Below are 25,274 nucleotides of genomic sequence, written 5' to 3' on the forward strand. Positions count from 1 at the left end.
CCTCTCCCGCCTGCGGGAGAGGGAGTAAAACCAGCTCACTGTCTCGGGTTCTGGGGCTCAAGTCGGCAGGCGCGCCTGCGTCAGTCTCTCCCAGCTAGAGCCGTGGAGCTTTGATGTTTCTCGCGCTTCGAAGCGCTGACCAGGACTGCGCGTAGCGAAACCATGGAGGAAGTCGCACAGATAGCAACCTGTCCGCTATGCGCCTCAGCCTTACCCAGCGCATCAGGGATGAGTCATGCCTTGAGGGTTCTAGGTGACCAAGCTCCTGCCGCGCCCGTTGACAGCCCAAAACGTAACGCCAAGCATTAGGGAAATCCATGATTATGGATGTATTTACTTTTATTCTCACACCCATACAATTCATCCAAAATCATGAATTCTCGGCATCCAGCGAGACTCAAATAGGACCCACATGGCTGAGCGTTCGTTCGTCGAGGAAGTCAAGAAACTCCGCCTGGGTGAGGGCGAGGTTTTTCATGGAGAAGGCATTCTTGCCGTTACCAAGGCCTTGCTTGAGTCGGGGGTGAACTACGTCGCTGGCTATCAGGGCTCGCCTATCTCGCACTTGATGGATGTGCTGGCCGATGCACAGGACATTCTTTCCGAGTACGGCATCCGCTTCGAAAATAGCGCCAGTGAAGCCACGGCAGCCGCCACGCTGGCCGCTTCCGTGAACTACCCGTTGCGCGGCGCGGTGACTTTCAAGGCCACGGTGGGCACGAACGTGGCTTCTGACGCGCTTGCCAACCTGGCCTCCGGTGGCGTGACTGGCGGCGCACTCATCATCGTGGGAGAGGACTACGGTGAGGGTTCCTCCATCATGCAAGAGCGCAGCCACGCGTTCGCGATGAAGTCGCAAATGTGGATGCTCGATCCGCGCCCCAACCTGCCGAGCATTGTGCAGGCGGTGAAGGATGGGTTTGACCTGTCTGAGGCGAGCCATACACCCGTCATGTTGCAGCTGCGCATTCGCGCCTGCCATGTACACGGTCAATTCGTAGCGGCGAACAACCGCCGTCCTAGCTACAGCATCGCTGAAGCGATGGAGCAGCCGCAGCGCGATGTGAGCCGCATTGTGTTGCCGCCGGCCAGCTTCGCGCACGAGCAGGAAAAGGTGCATGAACGCTGGCCGGCCGCGCTGCGCTTCATTACCGAGCGCGGCCTGAACGAGTTCTTTTCAGAAGATGCGGACGATGTGGGGCTTATCGTGCAGGGTGGTTGCTACAACACGCTGATTCGCGCGCTGCAACATTGCGACCTGGCCGACGCTTACGGCAACACGCAGATCCCGCTGTACGTGATGAACGTGGCCTATCCGCTGGTCGACAATGAATTGCTGCGCTTTTGCACAGGCAAGCGGGCGGTATTGCTGATCGAGGAAGGGCAACCCAACTTTGTTGAGCAGAACGTCGCCACGGTGCTACGCCAAGCCAGCTCCGGCACTCTATTGCACGGCAAAGACCTCTTGCCTATGGCTGGCGAATACACCACCGCCACCGTGCTCAAGGGCCTGAGAGGTTTCCTGCGCAAGTACGACAAGCTGCCGGCATCGGCCACTCCTGCACGCAAAACCATTCCTTTGGTGGAGATGCAAGCCCAGCCAGCTTTGCCTATTGAAGCTAATGTGCATGGCCGCCCTCCTGGGTTTTGCACTGGCTGCCCTGAGCGCCCGATCTTCACGGCCATGAAGCTGGTTGAGAGAGAGCTGGGCGAGCATCACGTCAGCGCCGACATCGGTTGCCATCTCTTTTCCATCTTGCCACCGTTCAACCTGGGCAACACCACCATGGGCTATGGCCTGGGTGCAGCCGGCGCAGCGGCGCTTAACGTGGATGCGAGCAAGCGGGCGATCTCGGTGATGGGCGATGGCGGCTTCTGGCACAACGGCCTGACGAGCGGCATTGCCAACTCGGTTTTCAACCGCAGTGACAACCTGACCATCGTCGTTGACAACAGCTATACCTCGGCTACTGGCGGGCAAGACATCTTGTCATCCAAGGCACAAAACCCTACGCGCAGCACCAATCATGCGATTGAGCAAGCCGTTCGTGGTGTAGGGGTGCAATGGGTCCAGACCGTGCGCCGCACCTACGACCTGAAAACCATGGTGAGTACGCTGCGCGAGGCTCTGACCTCCACCGTTAAGGGCCCCAAGGTTTTGATCGCGCAGAGCGAGTGCATGTTGAACCTGCAGCGGCGCGAAAAACCCAAGGTTCGCCAGGCTATCGCCAGTGGCAAGCGCGTGGTGCGCGAGCGATTCGGTATAGATCCGGACACCTGCACCGGTGACCATTCCTGCATCCGCCTGTCTGGTTGCCCCTCCTTGTCAATCAAATCCAATCCCGACCCTCTGCGTACCGATCCGGTGGCGACGGTGCTTGACAGCTGCGTAGGTTGCGGTCTGTGTGGTGAGGTTTCGCACGCGGCTGTGCTTTGCCCATCGTTCTACCGCGCGCAGATTGTCAGCAACCCCAGTCGCTGGGACCGTTGGCTGCAGCGGTTACGCACGGCCGTCATCGGCCGGCTGCAACAGCGCGATGCCCGTCGGCGTGCGCGATACGCCTTCTAAGACCACCAATGGCAACTCTGCAACCTATCAAGATTGCCATTCTCGCCATGGGCGGCGAGGGTGGCGGCGTGTTGGCCGACTGGCTTGTGGACCTTGGAGAATTCAACGGCTACATCGCTCAGACCACCTCGGTACCAGGCGTGGCTCAACGTACAGGCGCCACCATCTACTACGTAGAGTTGTATCCGCAGGCCCGTGCCCAGCAAGATGGTGGCCAACCCGTGCTGGCGCTGATGCCGCTGCCCGGCGACGTGGACGTGGTACTGGCGTCCGAACTCATGGAGGCTGGCCGTGCCGTGCAGCGTGGTCTGGTCACGCCAGATCGCACCACACTTGTGGCGTCCACCCATCGCGTTTATTCCATTGGCGAAAAGACGGCGATGGGCGACGGGCGCGTAGACAGCACCGAGCTGCTCGCCCATTCAAAAAAATCGGCTCAGCGCTTTGTGGGCTTTGATATGGCCCAACTGGCTGAGCAAGCCGGCAGCGTAGTGAGCGCCGCGCTGTTCGGTGCGCTGGCAGGCACAGGCGCACTACCCTGGAACCGTGCGCAATTTGAAGCCACGATTGAACGCGGCGGCGTAGGCGTCAAATCCAGCCTCAAGGCGTTCGGCGCGGCCTATGCGCGCGCGGCTGCGCCAGAGACGACGCCTCAGGTCGATGAGACGACAGCCGCCCCGGAGCCAGCGCCTAGTGACCCCAGCGTGATTGCACTGCTGGCGCGTGTGCGCGGCTTTCCCGAAGATGCACGCACGCTGATCACGGAAGGTGTGCGCCGTCTGATCGACTACCAGGATCCACCCTACGCTTCGCTTTACCTCGACCGCCTGGCTGCTGTGCAGACATTGCCGGGCGACGGCACCGGAGCATTGCTACGCGACACCGCGCGCTACCTTGCGCTGTGGATGGCCTATGAGGACACCGTGCGGGTAGCCGATCTCAAGACACGTGGCTCCCGCTTTGCGCGTGTGCAGTCTGAAGTGCGGCTGCAATCTGACCAGCAGATCGCCATTCACGAGTTCATGCACCCCCGGATTGAAGAGATTTGTGACACCCTCCCGGTTGGCCTGGGCCGGTGGTTGGCCAAACCGCACGCGGTCCATCGCATGGTGGCGCGCTTCACGCAGCATGGGCGCACAGTTTCAACAAGTTCGTTGCGCGGCTTTCTGCTCTTGTGGGGGCTGGCGCGGCTGCGGAGCATCCGACGAGGATCGCTGCGCTACCAGAACGAGAACATGCGCATAGAGCAGTGGCTGGAGCAGATTGCCAGCGCAGCCGCTGTCAATCCGGCGCTGGCTGCCGAAGTCGCTCAGTGCCAACGTCTGGTCAAGGGGTATGGCGACACGCATGCGAGGGGGCTGGCGAACTACCAGTTGCTCATGTACACGGTGCGCCGCGCCGGCTCCACGCTGGCACCGGCCACGCTGCGCGCACTGCGCGAAGCCGCTCTCGCAGACGAACACGGCAAACAGTTGCAGGCAGAGCTCTCCCGACACGCGTTGGGTTGAACAGGAATAGATATGTCCACCATCCTCATGCGCGTCACCCGGATCGAGATGCTGAACCCTCTGGTGCGTCGATTCACGTTGCAAAGCGCCCAAGGCAGCACGCTGCCACCTTTCGACGCCGGCGCCCATGTGCGAGTTCGCACTGGCCAACCCGATGAATGGCGCCACTATTCTCTGATCGATTTTTCCACCTCGGTCCAGGCCGATCCCGCACCTCTTACCTACACGATAGCGGTGCGCCTGGACACAGAGGGCCGCGGAGGTTCGCGCTTCATGCATGGGCTAGACGAAGGTGATGAGATCACCATCGAACCGCCACGCAATGACTTCCCGCTGGCCGCCCATGAAGGCTGCGCAGTATTGGTCGCAGGTGGCATTGGTGTCACGCCGCTTGCCAGCATGGCGGCGCGATGCCTGGCGCAGAGTCGGCCCGTACGCATGATTTACGCAGGCCGTAGCCAATCATTGATGGCCCTGCTACCTGAGCTGCAAACACTGCTCGGCAACGAGCTCCGCGTACACACCGATGAGGAAGCCGGCGAACCGCTGAACATAGCCGCGCTGCTGGATGAATGCGGGCCCAGCGATCGCCTGTATGTTTGCGGCCCCCAACCCATGCTGGACGCCGTGCTGGCAGCAGCGCAGGCCCGGGCCTGGCCCAGCGAGCGTGTGCACTTCGAATTATTCACGGCTCCCGTACCCCAAGCAGGCGACCATGCCTTTGAGGTGGTGCTGTCGCAAAGCGGCCAGAGCTACACGGTGCCCGCAGACCAGAGCATCCTGGAGTGCCTTATCGACCAGGGATGTGATCCGATGTTTGACTGCAAGCGCGGTGAGTGTGGCGTATGCGCCGTGTCCGTGCTTGAAGGCGATATTGACCACCGCGATTACGTGCTGAACGCCAGCGAAAGAGCGGCCGGCAACGTGATTCAGATCTGTATCTCGCGCGCCAAGGGGCAGCGCCTGGTACTGGATCTCTGATTTCCCCACCCCCCAGAAAACTAAACCACCACTCCAGGAGACACGAGATGATGCATAAAACTTTGAGACGCCTAGCGGCGCTGGCGCTTTTCCCACTGGCAGCTCTGGCTAACGACGGCAAGCCCGTGGAGTGGGTCGTGGGGTATGCCCCGGGTGGTGGGTCTGATGTGGTCGCCCGCATGCTGGCCGACGCTATGAGCAAGACCATGAATCAGTCCTTCATCGTCGTGAACAAGCCGGGCGCAGGGGCCAACATCGCTGCGGACTACGTGGCGAAAACGCGCAGCCCTGAGAACACGGTTTCCACAGTCGATTCCGCGGTACTCGCGGCCAACCCATTTCTCTACAGCAAGCTCACCTACAGTGCGGAAAAGGATTTTGCCCTGGCGGGAATGATCGCTCGCTTTCCTCTGGTGCTTGTCGTAGCGCCGTCTGTTCCCGTCAAGAACTTGCAGGAATTTCTGGCATGGTCCAAGAGTGACCCCAAGGGCACCAGTTACGGCACGCCTGGCGCTGGCAGCCCTCATCACCTCGCGGTGGAATTGTTTCGCGCCCAGACCGGGCTGAATCTCATCCACGTGCCCTATCGCGGCGCCGCACCCGCTCTCGCAGACGTGGCCGGTGGCCAGGTGCCCTTCATGTTCGTAGACACATCCAGCGGCGGCCCTTTCATCAGCTCAGGCAAGGTCCGGGCTATCGGTGTGGCCAGCCCGCAACGCCTCAAATCGTTGACAGATGTACCCACACTGGCCGAACAGGGCTTGCCTGGCTTTGAGGCGTATGCCTGGCAGGCGCTTGTCGTACCTTCAGCCACCAAGCCCGCTACTGTAGAAGCCTTGAATAAGGCGCTGAACGTGGCGCTGAACTCCGACGACGTGAAAGCACGCATGCAGACGCTGGGCATAGAGCCATTGCCGACCACGCCCTCTGAGGCAACGCGTTATGCCAAGCAGGAACGCGATCGCTGGGGTCGCGTGATCCGCGATGCCAACATCAAGCTGGACTGAAACCATGAGCCACTACCACGATAGCCCCGCGGCGGTGGCCGCACTCGTGCGTGACACCGAGGTGCACAAGGACTGCTACATCAGCGAGGAAATCTTCGCGCTGGAAATGGAGCAATTGTTCGCCAACACCTGGGTGTATGTGGGCCATGCCAGCCAGATTCCCAAATCCGGAGATTTCTACGGCACCACGGTTGGAGACCAGCCGGTGGTCATGGTTCGCCATACGGACGCCAGCATCAAGGTGCTCTACAACCGCTGTGCGCACAAAGGTGTGCAGATTGCACCCGAGGGATGCGGTAACACTGGAAAGTTCTTTCGCTGCCCCTACCACGCCTGGACCTACCGCACCGACGGAAAGCTGTTGTCCATCCCGCTCAAGAAGGGCTATGACAACACTGGCTTCGAGAACTGCGAGGCCAGTCGCGGTCTGGCCGCTGTGGGGGCGGTGGAGGTCTACCGCGAGTTCGTGTTCTGCAGGCTTAACCCTGAGGGCATTTCGTTCGCGGAATTCTTTGGCCCCTCGCTGTCTACCCTGGACAACATGGTGGATCGCTCACCCGAAGGGCGCCTTGAGGTCGCTGGTGGCGTCATGCGCTATATGCACCACTGCAACTGGAAGATGCTGGTGGATAACCAGACCGACACCTGCCACCCCATGGTGGCGCACGAGTCGTCGGCCGGCACGGCTGTGAAGGTCTGGCAGGAAGCGCCAGAGGGCACGCCCAAACCGATGGCGGTCGAGCTGTTTGCGCCTTTTGTCAGCCCTTATGAGTTCTTCGAGAACATGGGCATTCGCGTCTGGGAAAACGGCCACGGCCATACCGGCGTCAGCGACTCCATTCACGCGGCCTATTCACCCGCGCCGGGTTACTGGGAGAGCATGGTGGCGGCCTATGGGGAAGAGCGCGCGCAGGCCATCCTTGGCGAGGTTCGGCACAACACGGTGTACTTTCCCAACATCATGGTCAAGGGGCCGATCCAGACCTTGCGCTTATTCAAGCCCTTGGCCGCCAACAAGACCCTGGTGGAAAGCTGGACCTTCCGCCTCGTTGGCGCGCCCGATCTTCTGCTGGAGCGCACGCTCATGTACAACCGCCTCGTCAATGCGCCGACTTCGGTGGTTGGGCATGACGACCTGGAGATGTATGAACGTGCCCAGCAAGGCTTGCATGCGCGTGGCGCTAATTGGGTCAATGTGGGTCGGCTGTATGACAGCGCTGAACACGGCCAGACCGAAGCCGTCACCAACGGCACCAACGAATGGCAAATGCGCAGCCAGATGCGCGCCTGGGTGCGCTTCATGACAGCGGGCATGCCACAAGGAAAATCCGCATGAGCCCACCTACCGATGCCCAATTGGTGAACTTCGTACTGGACGAAGCTACCCTGCTCGACGAACTGCGCTTCGAAGATTGGCTAGCGCTTTTCAGTGAAGACGGCCATTACTGGATGCCGCTCACGCACGGCCAGTCTGATCCCCGGCTACAAGCCTCCCTGATGTATGAGGACAAGTTGCTGCTGCAGGTGCGCGTGGCGCGCCTGGCCGGTGCACGCACCTTCTCGCAGCAGCCAGTCAGCCGCTGTCACCACTTGCTGCAGCAGCCTCGCGTGCTGACACGCGATGAGGCTGCGGGTGTGTACACCTGCCGCACCTCCTTTCACTACGTCGAGGCCCGGCAAGACACGCAGACGCTGTACGCCGGATGGACCACCCATACATTGGTGCAGCAGGCAGATGGTTTGCGCATCCGTTTGAAGCGCGTCGATCTCGTCAATTGTGATGCGGCCTTCGGCAGCATACAGCTCTTCATGTAAGACCCACATGCATACCCCCAACTCACTGGCGGACGCCTTCGCGCCGGCCGATCGCACGCTGCCGCGCATGCTTCAGAACCAGGCTGCGCGCTTTGGCGACCATACGCTCTTTGTTGCCGGCGCGGAGCGCTGGAGTTTTGCCGATGCGCTACGCATGGCGGGTGCTTACGGCGCGGCGCTACAACACGCGGGCGTACAAGCTGGTGACCGCGTGGCACTGCTGTGTTCGAACCGCGCGGAGTTCATGCAGGTTGTGCTGGGTTGTGCATGGATCGGCGCTGTTGCGGTACCGATCAACACCGCCTCACGCGGGAGCCAGCTGCAGCACATCCTCTCCAACTCAGGCGCCCGCTTGCTGGTGACTGAGACCGAGGGCTTGCAAGCTGTTCGCGCCCTCGCCGTTCTGGATGCCCCCGCGCTGCCGCTACAGACGATCTGGCTGCTCGATATGCCCCTCGAAGGCGAGGCTGGCTGCACGCCCTTCCCACCAGAGCCCACCGAGGTCGCCAAGCCAGCCGCTGTGCGCCCGGGCGACACGCTGCTCATTCTCTACACCTCTGGCACCACTGGCTTGTCCAAGGGCGTGTGCTGCCCCCATGCGCAATACTTCTGGTGGGGCGCGCACAGCGGCAGCTTGCTGGGTTTGGGACAAGGCGAGGTGCTGGTAACCACGCTGCCGTTGTTTCATACGAATGCGATGAACGCATTCTTCCAGGCCTTGCTGAGCGGCTCCACACTGATCGTGGAAAAGCGCTTCTCAGCTTCTGCTTTCTGGGAATCGCTGGTGCGACACCAAGCCACGGTAACCTACGTGCTGGGCGCGATGGTGCCGATCTTGTTGTCCAAGGATGCGACCGTGCACGACCGGGGCCACCGTGTGCGCGTCGCCCTTGCACCGGGCGTGCCATCGCAGTTTCATGCGGTGTTCACTGAGCGCTTTGGCATGCGCTTGCTGGATGGGTATGGTTCGACCGAGACGAACTTTGTGATCGGGCTGGATGCTGAAAAACGCCCTGGCAGCATGGGGCGTATTGGTGATGGCTTCGAGGCTTTCGTCGCTGACGAAGATGACAATCCGCTGCCCCCAGGCCAGCCGGGCGAGCTACTGCTGCGTGCACGCGACCCCTTTGCCTTTGCCACCGGTTACTTTGGCTTACCCGACAAGACAGTCGAGGCCTGGCGCAATCTGTGGTTCCACACGGGTGACCGTGTGGTCTGCGATGCCGACGGCTATTTCACCTTCGTGGACAGGCTCAAGGATGCGATCCGGCGGCGCGGCGAGAACATCTCGTCCTACGAAGTAGAGCAAGTGCTCTTGAGCCACCCGGCTATTGCGGTAGCAGCCGTGTTCCCAGTCAAGAGCGAGATGGCCGAGGACGAAGTGATGACGGCCATCGTGCTGCGCGAGGGCGCAAGCCTGGATGCCGTGGCGCTGATGCAATTTTGCGAGCCGCGCATGGCGTATTTCGCGGTTCCGCGCTTCGTCGAATTCATGGCGCAACTGCCTGCCACCGAGAACGGCAAGATTCAAAAGTTCAAGCTACGTGAACGCGGCACCAGCCAACAAACCTGGGACCGCGAGGCCGCAGGCTACCAACTCAAGCGCTGAAGCATGGCCCACTTCCAACAACGCAAGGGTTACGAAGGCGTGGCCGTCGCGGTGCCCGTGACGGTGCCCTACGAGCGCTATTCCACGCGCGGCGCGCACTGGTTCATTGGCCGCGCGTTGCACGCACTCCTGGAGCAATCCGGCTTGCCCAAGAACGCCATCGACGGGCTAACGATCAGCAGCTTCTCACTGGCCCCGGATACCGCTGTAGGTGTCACCCAGCACTTGGGCCTCTCCCCTCGCTGGCTGGATCACATTCCCACCGGTGGAGCCAGCGGCGTGATGGCACTGCGCCGCGCCTCACGGGCCATTCAAGCTGGTGACGCAGACATCGTGGCCTGCATCGCGGCCGATACCAACCACGTCGACTCATTTCGCCAGACCCTTGGCGCGTTCAGCCACTTTGCACGTGATGCGACCTACCCGTATGGTGCGGGCGGGCCGAACTCCATGTTTGCGTTCATCACCGCGCACTACATGAGAACCTGTGGGGCTGCTCGTGAGGATTTCGGACGTATCGCCGTGGACCAACGCAGCAACGCCCTGCGCAACCCCAACGCCTTGTTCAAGAAGCCGCTGACTCTGGACGAATACATGGGCGCCAAGGCGATCTCGGCCCCTATCCATCTTTTCGACTGCGTGATGCCCTGCGCAGGCGCTGAGGCTTTTCTGGTGATGTCCGAGACGCGTGCACGCGACATGGGGCTGCCCCATGTGCTCCTACACGGAGCCATCGAGCGCCACAACGCCTACGCTGAAGATCCGGTCATGCTGCGCGGCGGCTGGCGCATGGATCGCGACGAGCTCTATGCCATGGCCGGCGTACAGCCGGCTGATATCGACTTCGTGCAAACCTATGACGACTACCCCGTGATCGTGATGATGCAGTTCGAAGACTTGGGCTTTTGCGATAAAGGTGAGGGGCCGGCCTTCGTGCGCGCACACCGCATGACACATGACGGCGACTTTCCCAACAACACCAGCGGGGGCCAGCTCTCTGCTGGCCAAGCCGGTGCGGCGGGAGGGTTCCTGGGAATGACCGAGGCCATTCGTCAGCTGACCGGTGCCGCTGGCGAGAGGGCTGTAGCGAACGCAAAGCTGGGCCTGGTGGGAGGCTTTGGCATGGTCACGTACGACCGCTGCCTTTGTACGGGCGCTGTGATTCTGGGGAGCAGCACATGAGCATCCCGATGCCACGCCCCGCGCGTAAGAACCCGATCCTTCGTACACCGCAGATCAATCTGCCGCCCAGTGCCCGTGGCCGCGTGGCCTTGGGGCTTACAGCCGCTGCGGCCGAGGGTCGCTTCGAGCTGCAAGCCTGCGAGGACTGCGGTGCTGTGCAGTACCCCCCGCGCGAGGCCTGCTTGCGCTGCGTGTCAGCACGGCTTCGCTGGCGCCAGCAGACAGGTAGCGGCCAATTGTTGGCTGAGACCACACTGGACCACAGCAACGACCTGTACTTCCGCGAGCGCCTGCCGTGGCGCCTGGGCATGGTGCAGTTGGACGAGGGCCCTAGCGTGATGGTGCACCTGCACAGCGCTGTGGGCGCTGCACCAACCCGCGTGCGGGTGGGCGCCAGGATCGACCGGGCCGGTCAGGCCGTATTGATCGGATTTCCCGAGAAAGCGAGTGAACACATGGAAGACGACAAGATGCTGCGTGAAATGACCAGCAACCCGCGCTTTCGCAAGGTGCTGGTGACTGATGGCAAGACCCCCGTGGGCCAAGCCGTAGTGCACGCGCTGAGAAAGGCAGGCGCTGACCTTGTATGGGTAGGCCATGCCGAGCCGTGGAAAAAAGCCCCTGGGCTCGCCGAGCTCACTGCGTTGCCTAGCATTTCCTTGGTACCCCTGGACCTGAGCGACGAACGCTCGGTCATGGAGCTGGCTGGCCAGATCGGCGGCAAGGTCGATATTGTGATCAACACCGCAGAACTGCACCGGGGCTTCGGCATCGCAGCCCGGCGTGGCACCGATGTGGCCAAGGCAGAGATGGAGATCAACTACTTTGGACTGCTGCGGCTGGCCCAGGCCTTCGGGCCGGCATTGCGCGGTAGATCAGCAGATGGCGCGACCCATGCTTGCGCCTGGGTCAACGTGCTGTCCATCTATGCGCTGGCCAACTACCCGGCTCAAGGCACGTTCTCAGCGTCCAAGGCAGCTGCGCTGTCGCTGTCGCAATGTCTGCGCGCGGAGATGCGGCCAGCCGGCGTGCGCGTGGTCAATGTGTTCCCCGGCCCCGTGGATGACGAATGGAACCAGAACATGCCACCGCCAAAACTCAGCCCGGCTGCGCTGGCCTCAGCCATCGTCAAGGCCTTGCAAGACGGGGTGGAAGACGTTTACCCCGGAGACATTGCGCAAGAGTGGCTGGCCCGCTGGCGCGACAACCCAAAAGTACTAGAGCGTGAACTCGCAGCCGGAGGATCTTGAGATGGCGACACCCCCCCCAATTGCTTCGCCCATTCTGGGCAACCTCGTTGCCGCTCTGGCCACTGGTCAAATCCGGGTAGTGGATCTCACACAGACGCTGGTGCCGGAGTTCCCCGCCATTGTGCTGCCGCCGGAGATGGGCCAGTGCCAGCCATTCCGTGTTGAGCAAATTTCAGCCTACGATGAACGCGGTCCGGGCTGGTACTGGAACAACTTCTCGTGCGGTGAACACACGGGAACGCATTTTGATGCACCCATCCACTGGATTTCGGGCCGCGACCTTCCAAACAATTCTGTAGACACCATTGATCCTCAGAAGCTCGTGGCTCCGGCCTGCGTCATCGATTGTTCGAAGCAAGCCGCAGCTGACCCCGACTACCTCATGACCGTGGCCGACATCGAGGCCTTCGAAGCTTCACACGGGCGCATCCCGGCGGGCGCCTGGGTGCTGATGCGTACCGACTGGTCGCACCGGTGGTCCAAAGGCCAGGACGGGGAAGCCTTTCAGAATTTTGACGCCACTGGACAACACACCCCAGGGCCCAGCACAGAAGCCGTGCGCTTTCTCGTGGAGCAACGCGACGTGCTGGGTTTTGGGTCCGAAGCCATTGGCACTGACGCCGGACAGGGCTACCACCTGCTGCCACCCTACCCCTGCCATTCACTGATGCACGGGGCTGGCAAGTACGGGCTGCAATGCTTGACCAACCTGGACCAGTTGCCCCCCACAGGCGCCGTGCTGTTCAGTGCACCGCTCAAGATCCAGAAAGGCAGTGGAAGCCCATTGCGCGTGCTGGCCCTGGTAGGAGCAGGCGCATGAACGCGCCCGTCCACAAGGTCGCCGCTGTCACGGGCGGTAGCGCTGGCATTGGCAAGGCCATCTGCGAACAGCTACTGGAACAAGGCTACGAGGTCGTTTCGCTTTCACGCCGTGCCAGCCCACTCACGCATCCACGCTTGCACAACATTGAGGTCGACCTCTCCGACCGCGCGGCCACCAGCGAGGCAGCGCGCGACATGGCCCGCCGCTTCGAGGTCACAACGCTGGTGCACAACGCCGGTGTGATCCGCGCGGCGCTACTGCCCGATGTCAAGCTTTCAGATCTGGACGCGCTGGTTGACCTGCACCTTGGCTGCGCTGTGCAGTTGCTTCAAGCCGCACTGCCGACAATGCGTGCACGGCACTTTGGTCGCGTTGTGCTGCTGTCCTCGCGTGCAGCGCTCGGCTTGCAAACGCGTACCAGTTACTCGGCCACCAAAGCAGGCATGCTGGGCATGGCGCGCACCTGGGCGCTGGAGCTGGCGCCCGAGGGCATCACGGTGAATGTGGTGGCACCGGGCCCCATCCGCACGGATATGTTCTACGACGTGGTGCAAAAGGACAGTGACAAGGAGCGCCAGCTCGCCGCCTCGGTGCCCGTCAAGCGCCTAGGTGAATCCGCAGACGTGGCACGTGCCGTTTCCTTCTTTGCCGATGCGGCCAACGGATTCGTCACCGGCCAGGTACTGTATGTCTGCGGTGGCACCAGCGTCGGCAGCCTGGCTCTGTAGCTTTTACTTTGGCGGCTTAATGCGTAGCCTGCCCATCAGGTGATCAGCCTGCGGGCCGATGCAGTTCAATGATGCGCCTCAAGGTGACCTTGAGCGCTTCGGCCCGCTTTAAACCAAAGGGTTGCAACACACGATGTTCGTGCTCTTTGGCCTTATTGATCAAACTGGCCACAATGGTTTTCCCAGCCTCAGTGATGCGCACCATGGTGATGCGGCGATCAGTTTCATGCGGAAAACGCTCCACATAACCCCTCGCCTCCATGCGATCGAGCAGGCGCGTGACAGTGGGTTGTTTACTGACGGAAATCTGCGCAAGCCCACCAATGCTGATCCCGGGCTGGCCGGTCAATGAAGCCAGAACCCGCCATTCAGTGACAGAGAACCCAGCCAACTGCACCTCGCGATGGAACTCCGTTGATATGAGCTTGCTCGCTTGCGCCAGCAACGCAGGCAGGTAGTCATCGACGAAGGGCAAAGATAGCTCTTCATCGAACTCAGGGGCGTCTTCATCGGGACGGGCGTTGTCCCGATGAGAGAGGGGTGATGCGGTCATTCGTCGACGTCAATCGCTGGGTGCCGCATGCGGCGGCGACATCGAATCATACTGATCTAGTGGCCGTGTTTCGGCAATAACCATGGAGCAATGGCCGATAGTGGTGCTGAATCCACTTACCCATACGTCGTAAGCAATTCGAGCTCTGACACGCTTGAATGTTTTTCGAACGTCCCGAGATGAGCGTCTGGTTTCGTGCACTGGCTTGCTCTCCCATCCCAATCGTTGCACACGTTGGCTTCTCCTGACGAGGTGCCCTGCGCAAACAACGCCTCTGTTTCGGATGTGGTTACGTGGCGCCTGCGGAGGGCGGCGTCGGAGTTTCAAATCTGAGATTGGGAGGCAGATTCCAGTCTCAGAGTCCTAGCGCGTGCTGAAAAATGGGGGTCGTTACCCCCTGCCGAACATACCTTCTTTGCGTGGCCGCAAACAGCTCTGGTCCGGAGCTTCAGGGCAAAAGCTTGCGAGTTTCTGCCGTGCTGATCTCGTCCAGGTGCCGGAACGCGGGCGCAATCTTGGCAATGTCGTCAGCCGAGACGCCCGAGCGCTCAAACGATATCTTCCACTCCCGGACGACCCGCCAGACCTCGCCCATTAACTCGCAAGCGCGGCCTCGGCTCAACGAGAACATGGGATGTCCCTCCAACGCGTTGTTGAGCGTCGCAAGGCGACCCTGCGGGCCAATACCCAGGTGAAGAAAGCGCTCAGTCGCCAAGCTCGGCCGCGGCAGCACATCATAGAGAGGGCTAAGCCGCCAGCCGGGCAGCCTGGGATCCCAGAGGAACCCATGGTTGCGCAGGTGGTCGTCGTCGTTGCTAGCGAAGATGTTGAAAACCATCCGCTTGAAGAGCTCTTCGTTGTCCGCACGAATCACGCTTGGATGACAGTAACAACGTACGGCGGTGGCCAGGTCGGCATACGATTTCGTTCGCGACTCGGTCTCTTCGCATCCCACAAGGGTCAACCCGCTCACGAAGCCCATGCGGCGCTCGTTCAAGGCGCCGGTGGGTACGAGCATGAAGTCCGTTGCCGCGGTTGGATGTGTCCCTTGCGCCAGCCAGTAGCGGTCGAAGCGTCGAATCATCATGATGCGGCGACCTCCCAGATGGCGCGTGACCACAGGGGGCACGTTCAAGCCGGTCTCGCCTGCGAGCCTCAGTGAAGCACATTCGATCGCAGGGATGTCATAGGCGTCATTCTTGCTTTGAAACTTCGCCAGCCAGAGGAGGCCGCTTTCATCGCGCACAGAAGCTTTAGGTCGGGCGCCGCCCAGTGCTGTCCCAGCCATGAAGATGTCATCGAGGTGTGCCGGGATATCCTGACCGGCCTCGATGCGCTCCACAGCTTCCATCAAGTAAGCGAGCGCGTGGACGCCGCCGATGGCGCCCTTTGGCTCATCCAAGATGTTGGAACGGATGTCCAGCGCGCCGACCCTCTCGCTGCCTGCATGCAGCAGGTATTGCGACTCGGCAAGGCTGTTGGCAGGCACCTTGAGCTTAGCCTCGATAACCCGGCGCCCCCAGGAATCCGGCGCGGCGTCCCGGATGCCACCAAAGCTCACCAGATTGTTAGCTGGCAGCAATAACTTGCCCCTGACGGGCTGCGGACCATGGATATCCAGGCTAACCGGGTCAACCTCCAGGGCATCGGCGCGATTCAGGTAGTTCATGCCGTAGGCAAAGCGCGATGCCAGCAACTCAGGGCCCTGCTCGGTCAGTGTGAGCTGTCCGCAAGGCGCCCAGCCTTCGCCGAGGTGCGCAAAGGTCATCAGCTTCAGTTCTTTGGCCGCCATGGAAATTCCGCTTCAGATGAAAGCACTACCTTCACAGATTTAAAAGTTCAGCTCGTCGAGTTCAGCGGCGCTCAGGTCGCGAACGCGCTTCGTCGCCTCCCGGGCCTGAAGGGCAGTCAGCGCGGGGTCGGCCTGGTTCAAGAGTTCTGCCAGCGTGGTGCCTGGTGCGACGGCATCCAGATACCGAAGCACTTGCCCAATGGCCAAGCCGGGGTCTCCCTTCTCCAGGCGGTAGGCCGTATTGCGCGACAACCCTGCGCGCAGTGCAGCATCAGCCTGCTTGACCTTGCGTGCCTGGCGTAAGCGCGCCAGGAGATGTCCGAGGTGGACAACCTCCTGAGCGATGCGCGGGCTAAGAACTGCAGATTGTTCTATTTTCATGTTCTTTAAATCACCCTATAACTTTTTAAAGAGTGATTTAACGAGCATGCTACTTCATGGTGAGTACACCGTCAAATTATGCTCTATTAATCGATCATAATTGACATAAGGATCGATTTAACGATCATGTATTGGCGCTATGCAGACCATCCCTGGTGCCGCGCTGCAGACTTTGACATCCATAAAACCGCAGTCCTAGGTCGCCGTCGCCCCTGATTTTTTAAATTCAAGCCAAAGCAAAGCCCAAGGCTGAACCGTAGCGAGTCAGGAGGAGCCTATGACCTCTTGCGTCCGCTTTCGCTCCAACACCCATAGCAACACCCCACCAATGACCAACACGCCGACGCCAGCCAAGGCCCCGGCCTTCACATAAGCCAGTGAAGACCACAGCATGTACAAGCACACCGAGGCGAATAACAAGGGCAGCACGGGATAAAGCGGCACTTTGAATGGCCGCGGTGTCTGGGGCTCACGCACGCGCAAGACGATGAGTGCAATGGCGCAGAGGAAGAAGAAGGTCCAGAACACCGGCGCGGTGTAATCCACCATGACTTGAAAGCCACTGCGCAAGCTGCCGCCAAAAACCACCAGCGCCAAAGCGAAAGCTGATTGCGCATAGAGGGCTGCGGCAGGCACACCACGCTCCGGGTGCCAGCGACCGAGCGCATGCAGCGCGGGCCAGTCTCGGCCGACCGCGAAGTTGGTGCGGGAGCCGACGATCATGGTGGCATTGATGGAAGTCAATGCGGCTACTGCCACGGCCAGCGAGATCAAGGTTTCCCCTGTACGGCCAAAGGCAACCCGTAGCAGATCAGCCGCTACGGCTTCGCTTTTGGCCATGCCCTGGATACCAAGACCATACAAGTAGGCCAGGTTGACAGCCAGATAGAGCACCGTGATGAGCGCAAGGCTGATGCCCAGTGCGTGAAGCATGCTGCGGCGTGAGCCACGCAGCTCAGCGCTAAGGTATGCGGCCTCGTTCCATCCGCCATAGGTCAGCAAAACAAACACCATGGCCAATCCCAGCATGGCCATGCTGGGGGTACTGGAGGTAGCAGAGGCGGCGGCCTCTCCAATGATGGGCGCCACGGGTGCAGCGCCCTCCCCTCCCAGCCACAACCACAACCCGGCGGCCACGATCAGCACCAGCCCCAGTACTTCGGCGAGCGTCAACCAGCTCTGGGTGCTGGCGCTGGCACTGATGCCGCGCGCATTGACCCAGGTGAGCGCCAAGATGGCTAGAGCACCCCAGATTGCCGCGCTATAGCTACCCAGTGGCAGCAAGGCGCTCATGTAGTCGCCGAATACAAAGGCGAGCAAGGCGATGGAGCCGGTGGTGATGACCGAAAAGCGCGCCCATGCGAAAAGGAACGATACGCGGCGCCCGTAGGCGCGCTGCAGAAAATGATAGTCACCCCCCGCGTGCGGCCAAGCGGCTGCCAATTCGGCATAGCAGAGCGCGCCGATGAAGGAGATGACGCCACCGGCCACCCAGGCTGCGAGCATCCAGCCCGGAGACCCGGTGAATTGCGCCACCAAGGAGGGGGCTTTAAAGATACCCGCACCGATGACGATGCCGACGATGATGGCCACAGCCTCGCGCAGCCCTAGAGTGGGCTGCGGCTGCGAATGCTCGCTCGCGGACGAGGTCATTCTGAGTACAGTGAGTCAGCCTCGTTTTCAGGGGCGGGCCCGGAGCCACCAATGGCGGGAGCCGCACCTACCCGGCGCGCTGTAAAGGGCGCGCGCTTGTTGTCTTCAAAGACAGAGCCGTTGATACGGTCCCCGGACACCTGCCCCTCGAACCGGCGCAGGTGGCCATCTTCATCGGTCAGCGAAAAAGTGACGCGATCGCCCGCCACTTTCTGATTTCGCACGCTGGTGCTGAAATCTTTGAAGCGGGCCTCACCAGTGAAATTCTGGAACGTCTGCGCCAAGCTGAGCTTGACATCCGCGGGACCGCCTTGCTGCGGAAAAGACAGCTCCCAGTCCCCTCCGACATTGGCCGGCACCAGCCACAAATAAACTGAGGCGGTGCCCACGCGCGAAGTTTCGTCTGGGACCCAGCGCCCCATGTTGAAAGCGTGCGAAACCACTCGGGTGCCAGGCTTCAAAGCCATGATGCGGGGGCGTAACTTCAGATTCAGGTGCGGCAGCAGGTACATGGTGATCACTGTGGCGCGCGAAAAATCGGATTCAAAAATATCCGCTTTTTCAAACTCAGCGCGCTTACCCACACCAGAAGCCTGTGCTCGGCGATTGGACAACTCCACCAGATCCGGGTTGTATTCAATGCCCTTCCCCTGCGCGTTGAATTCGCGCGCTGCGGCAATCACGATTTTGCCGTCGCCCGAACCCAGGTCAATGACGTAATCCTGCGGCGTGGTGTTCGCCAGGCGCAGCATGCGGGTGACCAAGGTGTCGGGCGAGGGAATCCAGATGACATCCTTGCCAAATTGGCCGCGCGTAGGTTCGTAAGCGCCACCGGGGGTAGCCGGCTTTTGAGCGAACAGGGCAGGAGAAACCAGCAGGCCACTTGCAGCCAGCGCACCCGAACGAGCAAGGAACGAGCGGCGAGGCATGTAGGAAAAATCGGTGAGGGTCAAAAAATTCTCCGCGAAAGAGTGGCCGAAACCGGTGGGGTTGTACCGCGAACAAAAGAAGGAAGTTCTCTAGAGCGTGTTCGAAGTCTCTGCGCGAGGATCATTGTGGTCGAAAAGCTGTGGATGCAAGGCGAAAAACGCAGGGATACCCCATGGTATCGCGAGTATTTTTAACGCCGCAGACGCAGTTTTTGGGCCGCAGTGAGACCGCGAGGAGGCTTTGGACACGCTCTTACCGTGCAGTAACAAATACTATTGAGAGGATAAAAGCCATAGACGCTTCACAACGTAATACCCAACTGCTTTTATGTCCTTTCTTGCTTCATGGGTTTTCGCCGCCATCCTGGCTCGTCCCTCAGCTAATCAATCAGGCCTTGATGAACGGTTGGATAGGCCAGCCGAAGCCGAAGCTCACGTTTCATGCGCTGGTTGTCCAACCGGCGGGATTCGCGCATGAAGGAAAGCCGCATGGCAGAGAGCGTTTCGGCCGCCTGCGCCAGGGTGGTGCGTGGTGGGCGGGGAAGTTGATAAAGATCGGCGGCCAGATCCATGTAGTCGCCCATCTTCAGATCGCTGTCGTCGCTGACGTTCACCACACGTTGCGGCCTGCCGTGCCAAAGCGCGAGCACGCAGGCGCGAGCCAGATCATCGGCGTGGATGTGGTTGGTGAATACGTCTTCTTCGGCCACCAGCACGGGAGTAGCTTTCAACAGGCGCTCGCGCGGTGTGCCGCCTTCCCGATCAGGTGCGTATATGCCTGGAATCCTCAAAATGCTGGCGCGCACACCCCGGCGACCGAGGGAGCGCATATGCAATTCAGCATCCACCCGGCGCCAGGCACGGGGTGTTTGCGGGTTGACGGCGCGAGTCTCGTTCAACCATTCGCCCCCGCAATCGCCGTACACGCCGCTTGTCGATCCGTAAACCATGGACAGAGGCAGCTCCCGCCTGAGAAGTACTCGCGTGAGTGCCTGCGTGCGTGGATCCGCCATGCCCTCACCCGGAGGCGGGGCCAGATGGATCACGCGTGAAGCCAACCCAGCCACCCGGGCCAGCGTGCCCGGACGATCCAAATCACCCAACAGTGGAACGATGCCGGCGGCGCGCAGCGCTGGCACCCGCTCCGAGTTGGATGTCAAAGCCAGTACTCGCACGCGTTGACGCAGGAGCTGCGCCGCGCGCATGCCTACATCGCCACAACCGACGATCAGCACCCGCTGACGCCGGAAGCGAGCCGGCAAGGCTCCGAGGGGGTTCAGGTTTGAAGGCAAAATCAGCCAATCTGGAAACACAATAAGAATCCCCAAGGATACCTATCCCATGACCTATCAAGTTACTGTGGAGCCTAGCGGCCGCAGCTTCGAAGCAGAGCCCGGTGAAGCCATGCTGGCTGCGGGCATTCGCCAAGGCATTGGCCTGCCGTATGGCTGCAAGGATGGCGCCTGCGGCTCGTGCAAGTGCAAGAAGCTGTCTGGCACCGTGGCCCATGGCCCGCACCAGGACAAGGCTTTGAGCGCAGAGGAGGAAGCCCAGGGCTATGTACTCACCTGCTGCGGCGTGGCGCAAAGCGATGTGGTGCTGGAATCACGGCAAGTGACCCATGCTGGCGCGTTCCCGATCCGCAAGATGCCTGCGCGGGTGGCTTCGCTGGAAAGGAAGTCTCACGATGTGATGTCCATCAGGTTGCAACTACCGGCCAACGACGTGATGCAATACCACGCAGGCCAATATATTGAGTTTCTTTTACGTGATGGCGCGCGGCGTAGCTACAGCATGGCCAACGCACCGCATCTGCTGGTTCAGGCACCTGCCGGTGGAGGAGCAGGTGCGCCCATCGTGGAATTGCACGTTCGTCACATGCCAGGTGGCAAGTTCACCGATCACGTGTTCAGCGCCATGAAGGAAAAGGAAATCCTGCGGGTTGAAGGGCCTTACGGAAGTTTCCATCTGCGCGACGACTCACCTAAGCCCATGATTTTGCTGGCTTCGGGCACCGGTTTCGCGCCCATCAAAGCCATCGTTGAACACATGCAGTTCATGGGGATCACACGCGAGGCCACGCTCTACTGGGGTGGCCGCAGGCCGGAGGATTTGTATATGGACAGCTGGATCAAGGAGCGCTTGGCCGAGATGCCCCACCTGCACTATGTGCCAGTGATCTCCAATGCTCTGGCCGAGGATGGCTGGAATGGGCGCACTGGCTTTGTCCACAAGGCGGTGCTGGAAGACTTCCCCGATCTTTCTGGCTATCAGGTGTATGCCTGCGGCGCACCCATCGTGGTGGATTCAGCGCGGCATGAGTATGTGGCACAAGCGAGATTGCCTGAAGAAGAGTTTTTTGCCGATTCGTTCACCAGCGAGGCGGACAAGGCCCATACGCCTGGTTGATATCCCACTTCCCTCATTTTTGACCGTGAACGACCACACCGGAACCACAGCATGACTTCTATTGAACCCTCCCGCGAACTCATTGGCTTCATTGGCGGCGGCAACATGGCGAGCGCCATCATTGGTGGCTTGATCCGCCAGGGGGTGGCGCCCGAACACATCCGCGTGGTGGAGCCCTTCGAGTCCACGCGTGCGGCGCTGGTTGCGCTGCATGGCGTTCAGGTGGAAGCCGCAGCAGGAGAGTTCCTCAGGGGGACGTCGCTGATCGTCTGGGCTGTGAAGCCGCAGGTGTTCATGGAGGCGGCGGCTCCCGTGCGAGCTGTTGCCAGCAATGCTTTGCACCTGAGCGTGATGGCGGGCATCCGTTCAGGCAGCATTGCAGCTGCTTGCGGCACTCAGCGCATTGTGCGCTGTATGCCCAATACGCCGGCTCTGATTGGCCGTGGGATGACAGCGCTCTTTGCCCCTGCTGAATTGGATGACAAAGACCGCACCCGGGCCGAGCAAGTCATCCGTACCACGGGTGATGCGCTATGGGTAGAACGCGAGGAGCAGCTTGACGCTGTGACTGCACTTTCTGGCTCCGGACCGGCCTACGTCTTCTACTTCCTGGAGGCGATGCAGGAAGCGGGGCAAAAAATGGGCTTGAGCGCCGCCCAAGCGCGCCAACTGGCGGTGGGCACGTTTGATGGTGCGAGCGCGCTGGCGGCGGCATCGCCAGACCCACTTGGCGTGCTGCGAGAGCGTGTGACCAGCAAAGGGGGCACCACCTATGCCGCGTTGACTTCTATGGAGGGCAGTGGCGTTAAGGAGGCGTTCATCCGCGCTATGCAGGCGGCGCAGCAACGAGCGGTGGAGTTGGGAGATGAGTTTGGGCGGTAGTGATTAGTCCAGGCGACGGGCTGGGAAGCGGGCAGGTGCGGTGTCGCGTGCTTACACCTGGCTATGAAGTCGCTGCGAAGGCCATCAAGCGCCGCGAACAAATCGATCGCTGCTTGCCCTCACCCCCACCCTCTCCCGCATGCGGGAGAGGGAGTAAAGCCCATCGCGCGCGACTGACGGTTTCAAGGCCGAGCGCAGCAATGGCCCGAAAGGGTATCCAACCGCAGCGCTTCAATCGATCGCCGCTTGCCCCCACCGGTTGGCCGGCCCCGCCCCACCTTCCCCCAGCGGGGGAAGGAGTAAGACCAACGATGCGAGGGTCTGGTGGCTGACCTTCAATTGGGCCATGAATAGGCTAAGGCGATACCTGCGAACAGGGTGAAGCCTAGCCAATGATTGAGGCGGAATGCCTTGAAGCAGCCTTCCCTGGTGCGGTTCTTGATCAAGGTGTAATGCCAAACCACCTGCGCCAAGGCCACGGCGAACGCCGTGAGCAAAATGGCGCCAGGTACATGCCTCCAGCTGACTACCAGCCAGATGCCCAGATAAGCCAGGTAAAAGCCCATGATCGCCGCCACGTCGAACCGGCCCAATGTGATGGCCGACGTTTTCATGCCGATACGCAGGTCATCGTCGCGGTCGACCATGGCGTACTCGGTGTCATACGCCAGAACCCAGAACAGATTCCCAAGCAACAGCACCCAGCCCTCCAGCGGGATGTGTGCCTGCACCGCCGAGTAGGCCATTGGAATCCCAAAGCTGAAGGCCACCCCGAGCACAGCCTGTGGCATGGACACAAAGCGCTTTGCATAGGGATAGATGAGTGTGACCGCCAACGCTGGAAAGGCCCATGCAATGGTCTGGGCATTGGTCGTGAGCACCAGGCAGAAAGCGAGTGCCGCCAGCACCGCCCCCAGTCCCAGTGCCTCCTTGACGCTAATCAGGCCGCTCGTGACAGGCCGGTTGGCCGTGCGCTTGACGTGGCGGTCAAACTCGCGGTCAGCCACATCATTGACGCAGCAGCCTGCCGAGCGCATCAAGATCGTGCCCAGCGTGAAGACAATCAGGAGGTGCACACCCGGAAAGCCCCCCTTGGCCATCCAGAGGGCGCTGAGCGAGGGCCATAACAACAGCAGCCAACCGGCAGGCCGGTTCCATCGGATGAGATCCAGGTACAAGGAAAGCCGACTGCGGGGCGCTAGGGCTGGATCAATTGGGGTTGAAGTCATTCTGAAAAATTGGAGACGAGCGTGCGAGTGCTTATTTGTCGGCATTGTCGCGCACCGGTCGTGCTGACCACCTGTCCTCGATGGTCGCGCTCCCGGCTCACCAGCGACGTGCGTGTTCAGTCACCGCTATGGTCAACACAAGGAAGAAAGCACCCAACAGCAAACCCCCGAGCACATCGGTCAGGAAATGCGCTTGCAAGATCACCCGGCTGGCCGCGATACCGGTGATCAATAGTGCTCCTAAGACCGCCCAGAAAACACGGCGAGAAGGCGCAACCCAATCTTGCATCAGCCAGATGAGCAGCCCAAAGACAAGCAACGCGCTTGCCGCGTGTCCGCTGGGAAAGCTCAAGCCGGCGAACGCATCCGTGGGTGCCTGCGGAGGACGCGCGCGCCCTATGAAATTCTTGAGCACCCGCACCGTCAGACCGTTGGTAGCGCAGCCAATGATCCAGACCAAGGCTAAAAAGCTCTGTTGCCGCCGCAAAAGCAACAGCGCAACCAGCCCTATCAGTGGCACTAAAGCGCCGCCGCGCCCGATATCGGTCAACAGCACCGCAAACTCATGAAGCCCGGGCAAAGTGAGGCTTTGAGCCCAAAGCTGAGCGGTCTCGTCCCATCCCTGCAAGCGCTGACCGAGGGCTGAGGCTTTCCCGGCTGTGACGCCCCAGGCCAAGACGGTGATCAACAGCGCGCAGACGATCAGAACGGGGCCGGCGATCGACCACCGAAGCTGCGCGGCTGGTGCCTCTGGTGCGGCAACTCCCAGCCGCTGGCGCAGCCGCGCACGCTGCCAGCGCCGTTGCAAACCCCAAGCCGCCAGTAGCAGCAAAGCTGCCAGCAGCCAGGGCGCGTAGGGATCGAAAACCGAGGCGCTCTGAGCAGCAGCGGTCTGAGGCAATGTCGGCTCCGCAGGGACGCTCATGACAGCCGGTGAACCCCAGGCAGCTCACAGGCATAGACCGCGTTGCGCAGCGCTGCAATCGCTTCGTAGCGGGTAAAACTGCGCCGCCAGGCCAGTACCACCCGGCGCATGGGCGGGCCGCCAGGGCCCTTGTCTTCGATGGGCAGGTAACGGACGTAAGATTCCTCCGCCCGCTCGGCACTCGCCTGATCACGGCCCTTCTCCGCCTGCTTTTGCGCTCGCAACACATCGGCTGGAACCGACAAACGAGGCACGAGGGTCACCCCCATACCGGCGGCCACCATGTGCTTGATGGTCTCCAGGGATGAGCCCTCGAAACTTTTACGGATGCCCTCCGCATCACTGGAAAAGCGCGCGAACTCAGGGCAGACTTGCAACACGTGGTCTCTAAAGCAATGCCCGTTTCCGAGCAGCAGCATGGTTTCGTTTTTCAGTTGTTCGGTACTGACCGCCGCCCCCTTGGCCAGCGGGTGCGTCGAAGGAACAGCCGCCATGAAGGGCTCGTCGTATAGAGGTGCTATGGCCAGGCCGGTGTCGGGAAACGGTTCGGCCAGAATGGCGCAATCGATTTCACCCGTGCGCAGCATTTCCAGCAAGCGCACTGTGAAATTCTCCTGCAGCATGAGGGGCATCTGCGGTGTATTTCGGATGATCTGGCGCACAAGATCGGGCAGCAAGTAGGGGCCTATGGTGTAGATCACGCCCAGCGTGAGCGGGCCACTCAAAGGGCTTTTGCCGCGCTTGGCGATCTCCTTGATCTCAGCCGCTTGCTCCAGAACGCTTTGCGCCTGCCGCACAATTTCCTCGCCCAGAGGGGTGACGCTCACTTCTCCTGCGCTGCGTTCGAAGAGCTTAAGCTCCAACTCGTCTTCCAGCTTCTTGATCGCCACTGAAAGCGTAGGCTGGGAAACAAAGCAGGCTTCAGCCGCTTTGCCGAAGTGCTTTTCGCGGGCCACGGCTACGATGTACTTCAATTCCGTCAGTGTCATATCACCGCCCCCCTACCCTTAGATACGAAGACGCCGTGGCCTCGATCTCCCTACGGGGTC

At 61.0% G+C, this 25,274-nt stretch carries 22 protein-coding genes; 13 read left to right on the forward strand and 9 right to left on the reverse strand.

The annotated features are described in order from the left end of the window. The first annotated feature begins 412 nt into the window (after window positions 1-412). The 11 genes from G518_RS0105455 to G518_RS0105505 are packed head-to-tail and all read left to right on the forward strand — an operon-like array spanning window position 413 to window position 13,472. Window positions 413-2,569, forward strand: coding sequence for a thiamine pyrophosphate-dependent enzyme (locus G518_RS0105455; protein WP_028601666.1), 2,157 nt, complete (start codon window positions 413-415; stop codon window positions 2,567-2,569). Window positions 2,570-2,577: 8 nt separating this feature from the next. Next, a complete protein-coding gene (locus G518_RS0105460; protein ID WP_028601667.1) occupies window positions 2,578-4,077 on the forward strand; it encodes an indolepyruvate oxidoreductase subunit beta family protein in 1,500 nt (499 codons plus the stop codon). A gap of 12 nt (window positions 4,078-4,089) precedes the next feature. Further along, window positions 4,090-5,058, forward strand: a complete 969-nt coding sequence (locus tag G518_RS0105465) for a PDR/VanB family oxidoreductase (protein WP_028601668.1) — start codon at window positions 4,090-4,092, stop codon at window positions 5,056-5,058. A gap of 47 nt (window positions 5,059-5,105) precedes the next feature. Beyond that, window positions 5,106-6,065, forward strand: coding sequence for a tripartite tricarboxylate transporter substrate-binding protein (locus tag G518_RS0105470; RefSeq protein WP_028601669.1), 960 nt, complete (start codon window positions 5,106-5,108; stop codon window positions 6,063-6,065). A gap of 4 nt (window positions 6,066-6,069) precedes the next feature. After that, the gene (locus G518_RS0105475; RefSeq protein WP_028601670.1) at window positions 6,070-7,401 is read left to right on the forward strand and encodes an aromatic ring-hydroxylating dioxygenase subunit alpha; all 1,332 of its coding nucleotides are present in this window, start codon (window positions 6,070-6,072) and stop codon (window positions 7,399-7,401) included. After that, on the forward strand, window positions 7,398-7,880 hold the full coding sequence (locus G518_RS0105480) for an aromatic-ring-hydroxylating dioxygenase subunit beta (protein ID WP_028601671.1): 483 nt from the start codon (window positions 7,398-7,400) through the stop codon (window positions 7,878-7,880). The genes G518_RS0105475 and G518_RS0105480 overlap by 4 nt, the downstream gene beginning before the upstream one ends. 7 nt (window positions 7,881-7,887) lie before the next feature. Next, on the forward strand, window positions 7,888-9,489 hold the full coding sequence (locus tag G518_RS0105485) for an ATP-dependent acyl-CoA ligase (RefSeq protein WP_028601672.1): 1,602 nt from the start codon (window positions 7,888-7,890) through the stop codon (window positions 9,487-9,489). Between the two features lie 3 nt (window positions 9,490-9,492). Beyond that, complete coding sequence (locus G518_RS0105490; RefSeq protein ID WP_028601673.1) at window positions 9,493-10,671, forward strand: thiolase family protein; 1,179 nt, start codon at window positions 9,493-9,495, stop codon at window positions 10,669-10,671. After that, window positions 10,668-11,921, forward strand: coding sequence for an SDR family NAD(P)-dependent oxidoreductase (locus G518_RS0105495; protein WP_028601674.1), 1,254 nt, complete (start codon window positions 10,668-10,670; stop codon window positions 11,919-11,921). Before G518_RS0105490 ends, G518_RS0105495 begins: the two co-directional genes overlap by 4 nt. A gap of 1 nt (window position 11,922) precedes the next feature. Next, window positions 11,923-12,741: a cyclase family protein gene (locus G518_RS0105500; RefSeq protein ID WP_028601675.1), complete on the forward strand. Its 819-nt coding sequence runs from the start codon at window positions 11,923-11,925 to the stop codon at window positions 12,739-12,741. Then, window positions 12,738-13,472, forward strand: a complete 735-nt coding sequence (locus tag G518_RS0105505) for an SDR family NAD(P)-dependent oxidoreductase (RefSeq protein ID WP_028601676.1) — start codon at window positions 12,738-12,740, stop codon at window positions 13,470-13,472. Before G518_RS0105500 ends, G518_RS0105505 begins: the two co-directional genes overlap by 4 nt. A 43-nt stretch (window positions 13,473-13,515) precedes the next feature. Here G518_RS0105505 and G518_RS0105510 read toward each other — a convergent pair whose 3' ends face one another. The 6 genes from G518_RS0105510 to G518_RS0105535 all read right to left on the reverse strand — a co-directional run bounded on the left by G518_RS0105510 (window position 13,516) and on the right by G518_RS0105535 (window position 20,072). Beyond that, entirely contained in the window at window positions 13,516-14,025 is a 510-nt protein-coding gene (locus G518_RS0105510) for a MarR family winged helix-turn-helix transcriptional regulator (RefSeq protein WP_084651493.1), read from the reverse strand. A 448-nt stretch (window positions 14,026-14,473) separates the two neighbouring features. Next, window positions 14,474-15,817, reverse strand: a complete 1,344-nt coding sequence (locus G518_RS0105515; RefSeq protein ID WP_028601678.1) for a type II toxin-antitoxin system HipA family toxin — start codon at window positions 15,815-15,817, stop codon at window positions 14,474-14,476. Between the two features lie 39 nt (window positions 15,818-15,856). Then, window positions 15,857-16,198 (reverse strand): helix-turn-helix domain-containing protein, encoded by a 342-nt coding sequence (locus G518_RS0105520; protein WP_028601679.1) that lies wholly within the window; start codon window positions 16,196-16,198, stop codon window positions 15,857-15,859. 264 nt (window positions 16,199-16,462) lie between these two features. After that, window positions 16,463-17,851 carry an APC family permease gene (locus G518_RS34010; protein WP_036593614.1) on the reverse strand — a complete coding sequence of 463 codons (1,389 nt, stop codon included), beginning with the start codon at window positions 17,849-17,851 and terminating at the stop codon, window positions 16,463-16,465. Beyond that, complete coding sequence (locus tag G518_RS38290; protein ID WP_051236068.1) at window positions 17,848-18,804, reverse strand: class I SAM-dependent methyltransferase; 957 nt, start codon at window positions 18,802-18,804, stop codon at window positions 17,848-17,850. The genes G518_RS34010 and G518_RS38290 overlap by 4 nt, the downstream gene beginning before the upstream one ends. Window positions 18,805-19,160: 356 nt before the next feature. Next, window positions 19,161-20,072 (reverse strand): SDR family oxidoreductase, encoded by a 912-nt coding sequence (locus tag G518_RS0105535; RefSeq protein ID WP_028601680.1) that lies wholly within the window; start codon window positions 20,070-20,072, stop codon window positions 19,161-19,163. A 49-nt stretch (window positions 20,073-20,121) separates the two neighbouring features. Here G518_RS0105535 and G518_RS0105540 point away from each other — a divergent pair, with 49 nt between their 5' ends. Both G518_RS0105540 and proC read left to right on the forward strand, forming a co-directional pair. Continuing rightward, entirely contained in the window at window positions 20,122-21,189 is a 1,068-nt protein-coding gene (locus G518_RS0105540; RefSeq protein ID WP_028601681.1) for a CDP-6-deoxy-delta-3,4-glucoseen reductase, read from the forward strand. A gap of 51 nt (window positions 21,190-21,240) precedes the next feature. Then, window positions 21,241-22,071, forward strand: a complete 831-nt coding sequence (gene proC, locus G518_RS0105545; RefSeq protein ID WP_028601682.1) for a pyrroline-5-carboxylate reductase — start codon at window positions 21,241-21,243, stop codon at window positions 22,069-22,071. A 335-nt stretch (window positions 22,072-22,406) separates the two neighbouring features. Here the strand turns inward: proC and ubiA are convergent, their stop codons facing one another. The 3 genes from ubiA to G518_RS0105560 all read right to left on the reverse strand — a co-directional run bounded on the left by ubiA (window position 22,407) and on the right by G518_RS0105560 (window position 25,214). Further along, window positions 22,407-23,300 carry a 4-hydroxybenzoate octaprenyltransferase gene (gene ubiA, locus G518_RS0105550; protein WP_036593615.1) on the reverse strand — a complete coding sequence of 298 codons (894 nt, stop codon included), beginning with the start codon at window positions 23,298-23,300 and terminating at the stop codon, window positions 22,407-22,409. 97 nt (window positions 23,301-23,397) lie between these two features. Beyond that, on the reverse strand, window positions 23,398-24,225 hold the full coding sequence (locus tag G518_RS0105555) for a phosphatase PAP2 family protein (RefSeq protein ID WP_084651495.1): 828 nt from the start codon (window positions 24,223-24,225) through the stop codon (window positions 23,398-23,400). Then, a complete protein-coding gene (locus G518_RS0105560) occupies window positions 24,222-25,214 on the reverse strand; it encodes a LysR substrate-binding domain-containing protein (RefSeq protein ID WP_028601685.1) in 993 nt (330 codons plus the stop codon). The genes G518_RS0105555 and G518_RS0105560 overlap by 4 nt, the downstream gene beginning before the upstream one ends. Window positions 25,215-25,274: the final 60 nt, after the last annotated feature.

It is taken from the genome of Ottowia thiooxydans DSM 14619, assembly GCF_000422885.1.
Lineage (GTDB): Bacteria > Pseudomonadota > Gammaproteobacteria > Burkholderiales > Burkholderiaceae_C > Ottowia > Ottowia thiooxydans.

Coding starts and splice junctions, on each gene's coding strand:
- G518_RS0105455 (WP_028601666.1), top strand. CDS start 413: ATGGCTGAGCGTTCGTTCGTCGAGGAAGTCAAGAAACTCCGCCTGGGT.
- G518_RS34010 (WP_036593614.1), bottom strand. CDS start 17,851: ATGACCTCGTCCGCGAGCGAGCATTCGCAGCCGCAGCCCACTCTAGGG.
- G518_RS0105485 (WP_028601672.1), top strand. CDS start 7,888: ATGCATACCCCCAACTCACTGGCGGACGCCTTCGCGCCGGCCGATCGC.
- G518_RS0105480 (WP_028601671.1), top strand. CDS start 7,398: ATGAGCCCACCTACCGATGCCCAATTGGTGAACTTCGTACTGGACGAA.
- G518_RS0105515 (WP_028601678.1), bottom strand. CDS start 15,817: ATGGCGGCCAAAGAACTGAAGCTGATGACCTTTGCGCACCTCGGCGAA.
- proC (WP_028601682.1), top strand. CDS start 21,241: ATGACTTCTATTGAACCCTCCCGCGAACTCATTGGCTTCATTGGCGGC.
- G518_RS0105470 (WP_028601669.1), top strand. CDS start 5,106: ATGATGCATAAAACTTTGAGACGCCTAGCGGCGCTGGCGCTTTTCCCA.
- G518_RS0105500 (WP_028601675.1), top strand. CDS start 11,923: ATGGCGACACCCCCCCCAATTGCTTCGCCCATTCTGGGCAACCTCGTT.
- G518_RS0105465 (WP_028601668.1), top strand. CDS start 4,090: ATGTCCACCATCCTCATGCGCGTCACCCGGATCGAGATGCTGAACCCT.
- G518_RS0105460 (WP_028601667.1), top strand. CDS start 2,578: ATGGCAACTCTGCAACCTATCAAGATTGCCATTCTCGCCATGGGCGGC.
- G518_RS0105560 (WP_028601685.1), bottom strand. CDS start 25,214: ATGACACTGACGGAATTGAAGTACATCGTAGCCGTGGCCCGCGAAAAG.
- G518_RS0105490 (WP_028601673.1), top strand. CDS start 9,493: ATGGCCCACTTCCAACAACGCAAGGGTTACGAAGGCGTGGCCGTCGCG.
- G518_RS0105510 (WP_084651493.1), bottom strand. CDS start 14,025: ATGACCGCATCACCCCTCTCTCATCGGGACAACGCCCGTCCCGATGAA.
- G518_RS0105555 (WP_084651495.1), bottom strand. CDS start 24,225: ATGAGCGTCCCTGCGGAGCCGACATTGCCTCAGACCGCTGCTGCTCAG.
- ubiA (WP_036593615.1), bottom strand. CDS start 23,300: ATGACTTCAACCCCAATTGATCCAGCCCTAGCGCCCCGCAGTCGGCTT.
- G518_RS0105520 (WP_028601679.1), bottom strand. CDS start 16,198: ATGAAAATAGAACAATCTGCAGTTCTTAGCCCGCGCATCGCTCAGGAG.
- G518_RS0105540 (WP_028601681.1), top strand. CDS start 20,122: ATGACCTATCAAGTTACTGTGGAGCCTAGCGGCCGCAGCTTCGAAGCA.
- G518_RS0105475 (WP_028601670.1), top strand. CDS start 6,070: ATGAGCCACTACCACGATAGCCCCGCGGCGGTGGCCGCACTCGTGCGT.
- G518_RS0105495 (WP_028601674.1), top strand. CDS start 10,668: ATGAGCATCCCGATGCCACGCCCCGCGCGTAAGAACCCGATCCTTCGT.
- G518_RS0105505 (WP_028601676.1), top strand. CDS start 12,738: ATGAACGCGCCCGTCCACAAGGTCGCCGCTGTCACGGGCGGTAGCGCT.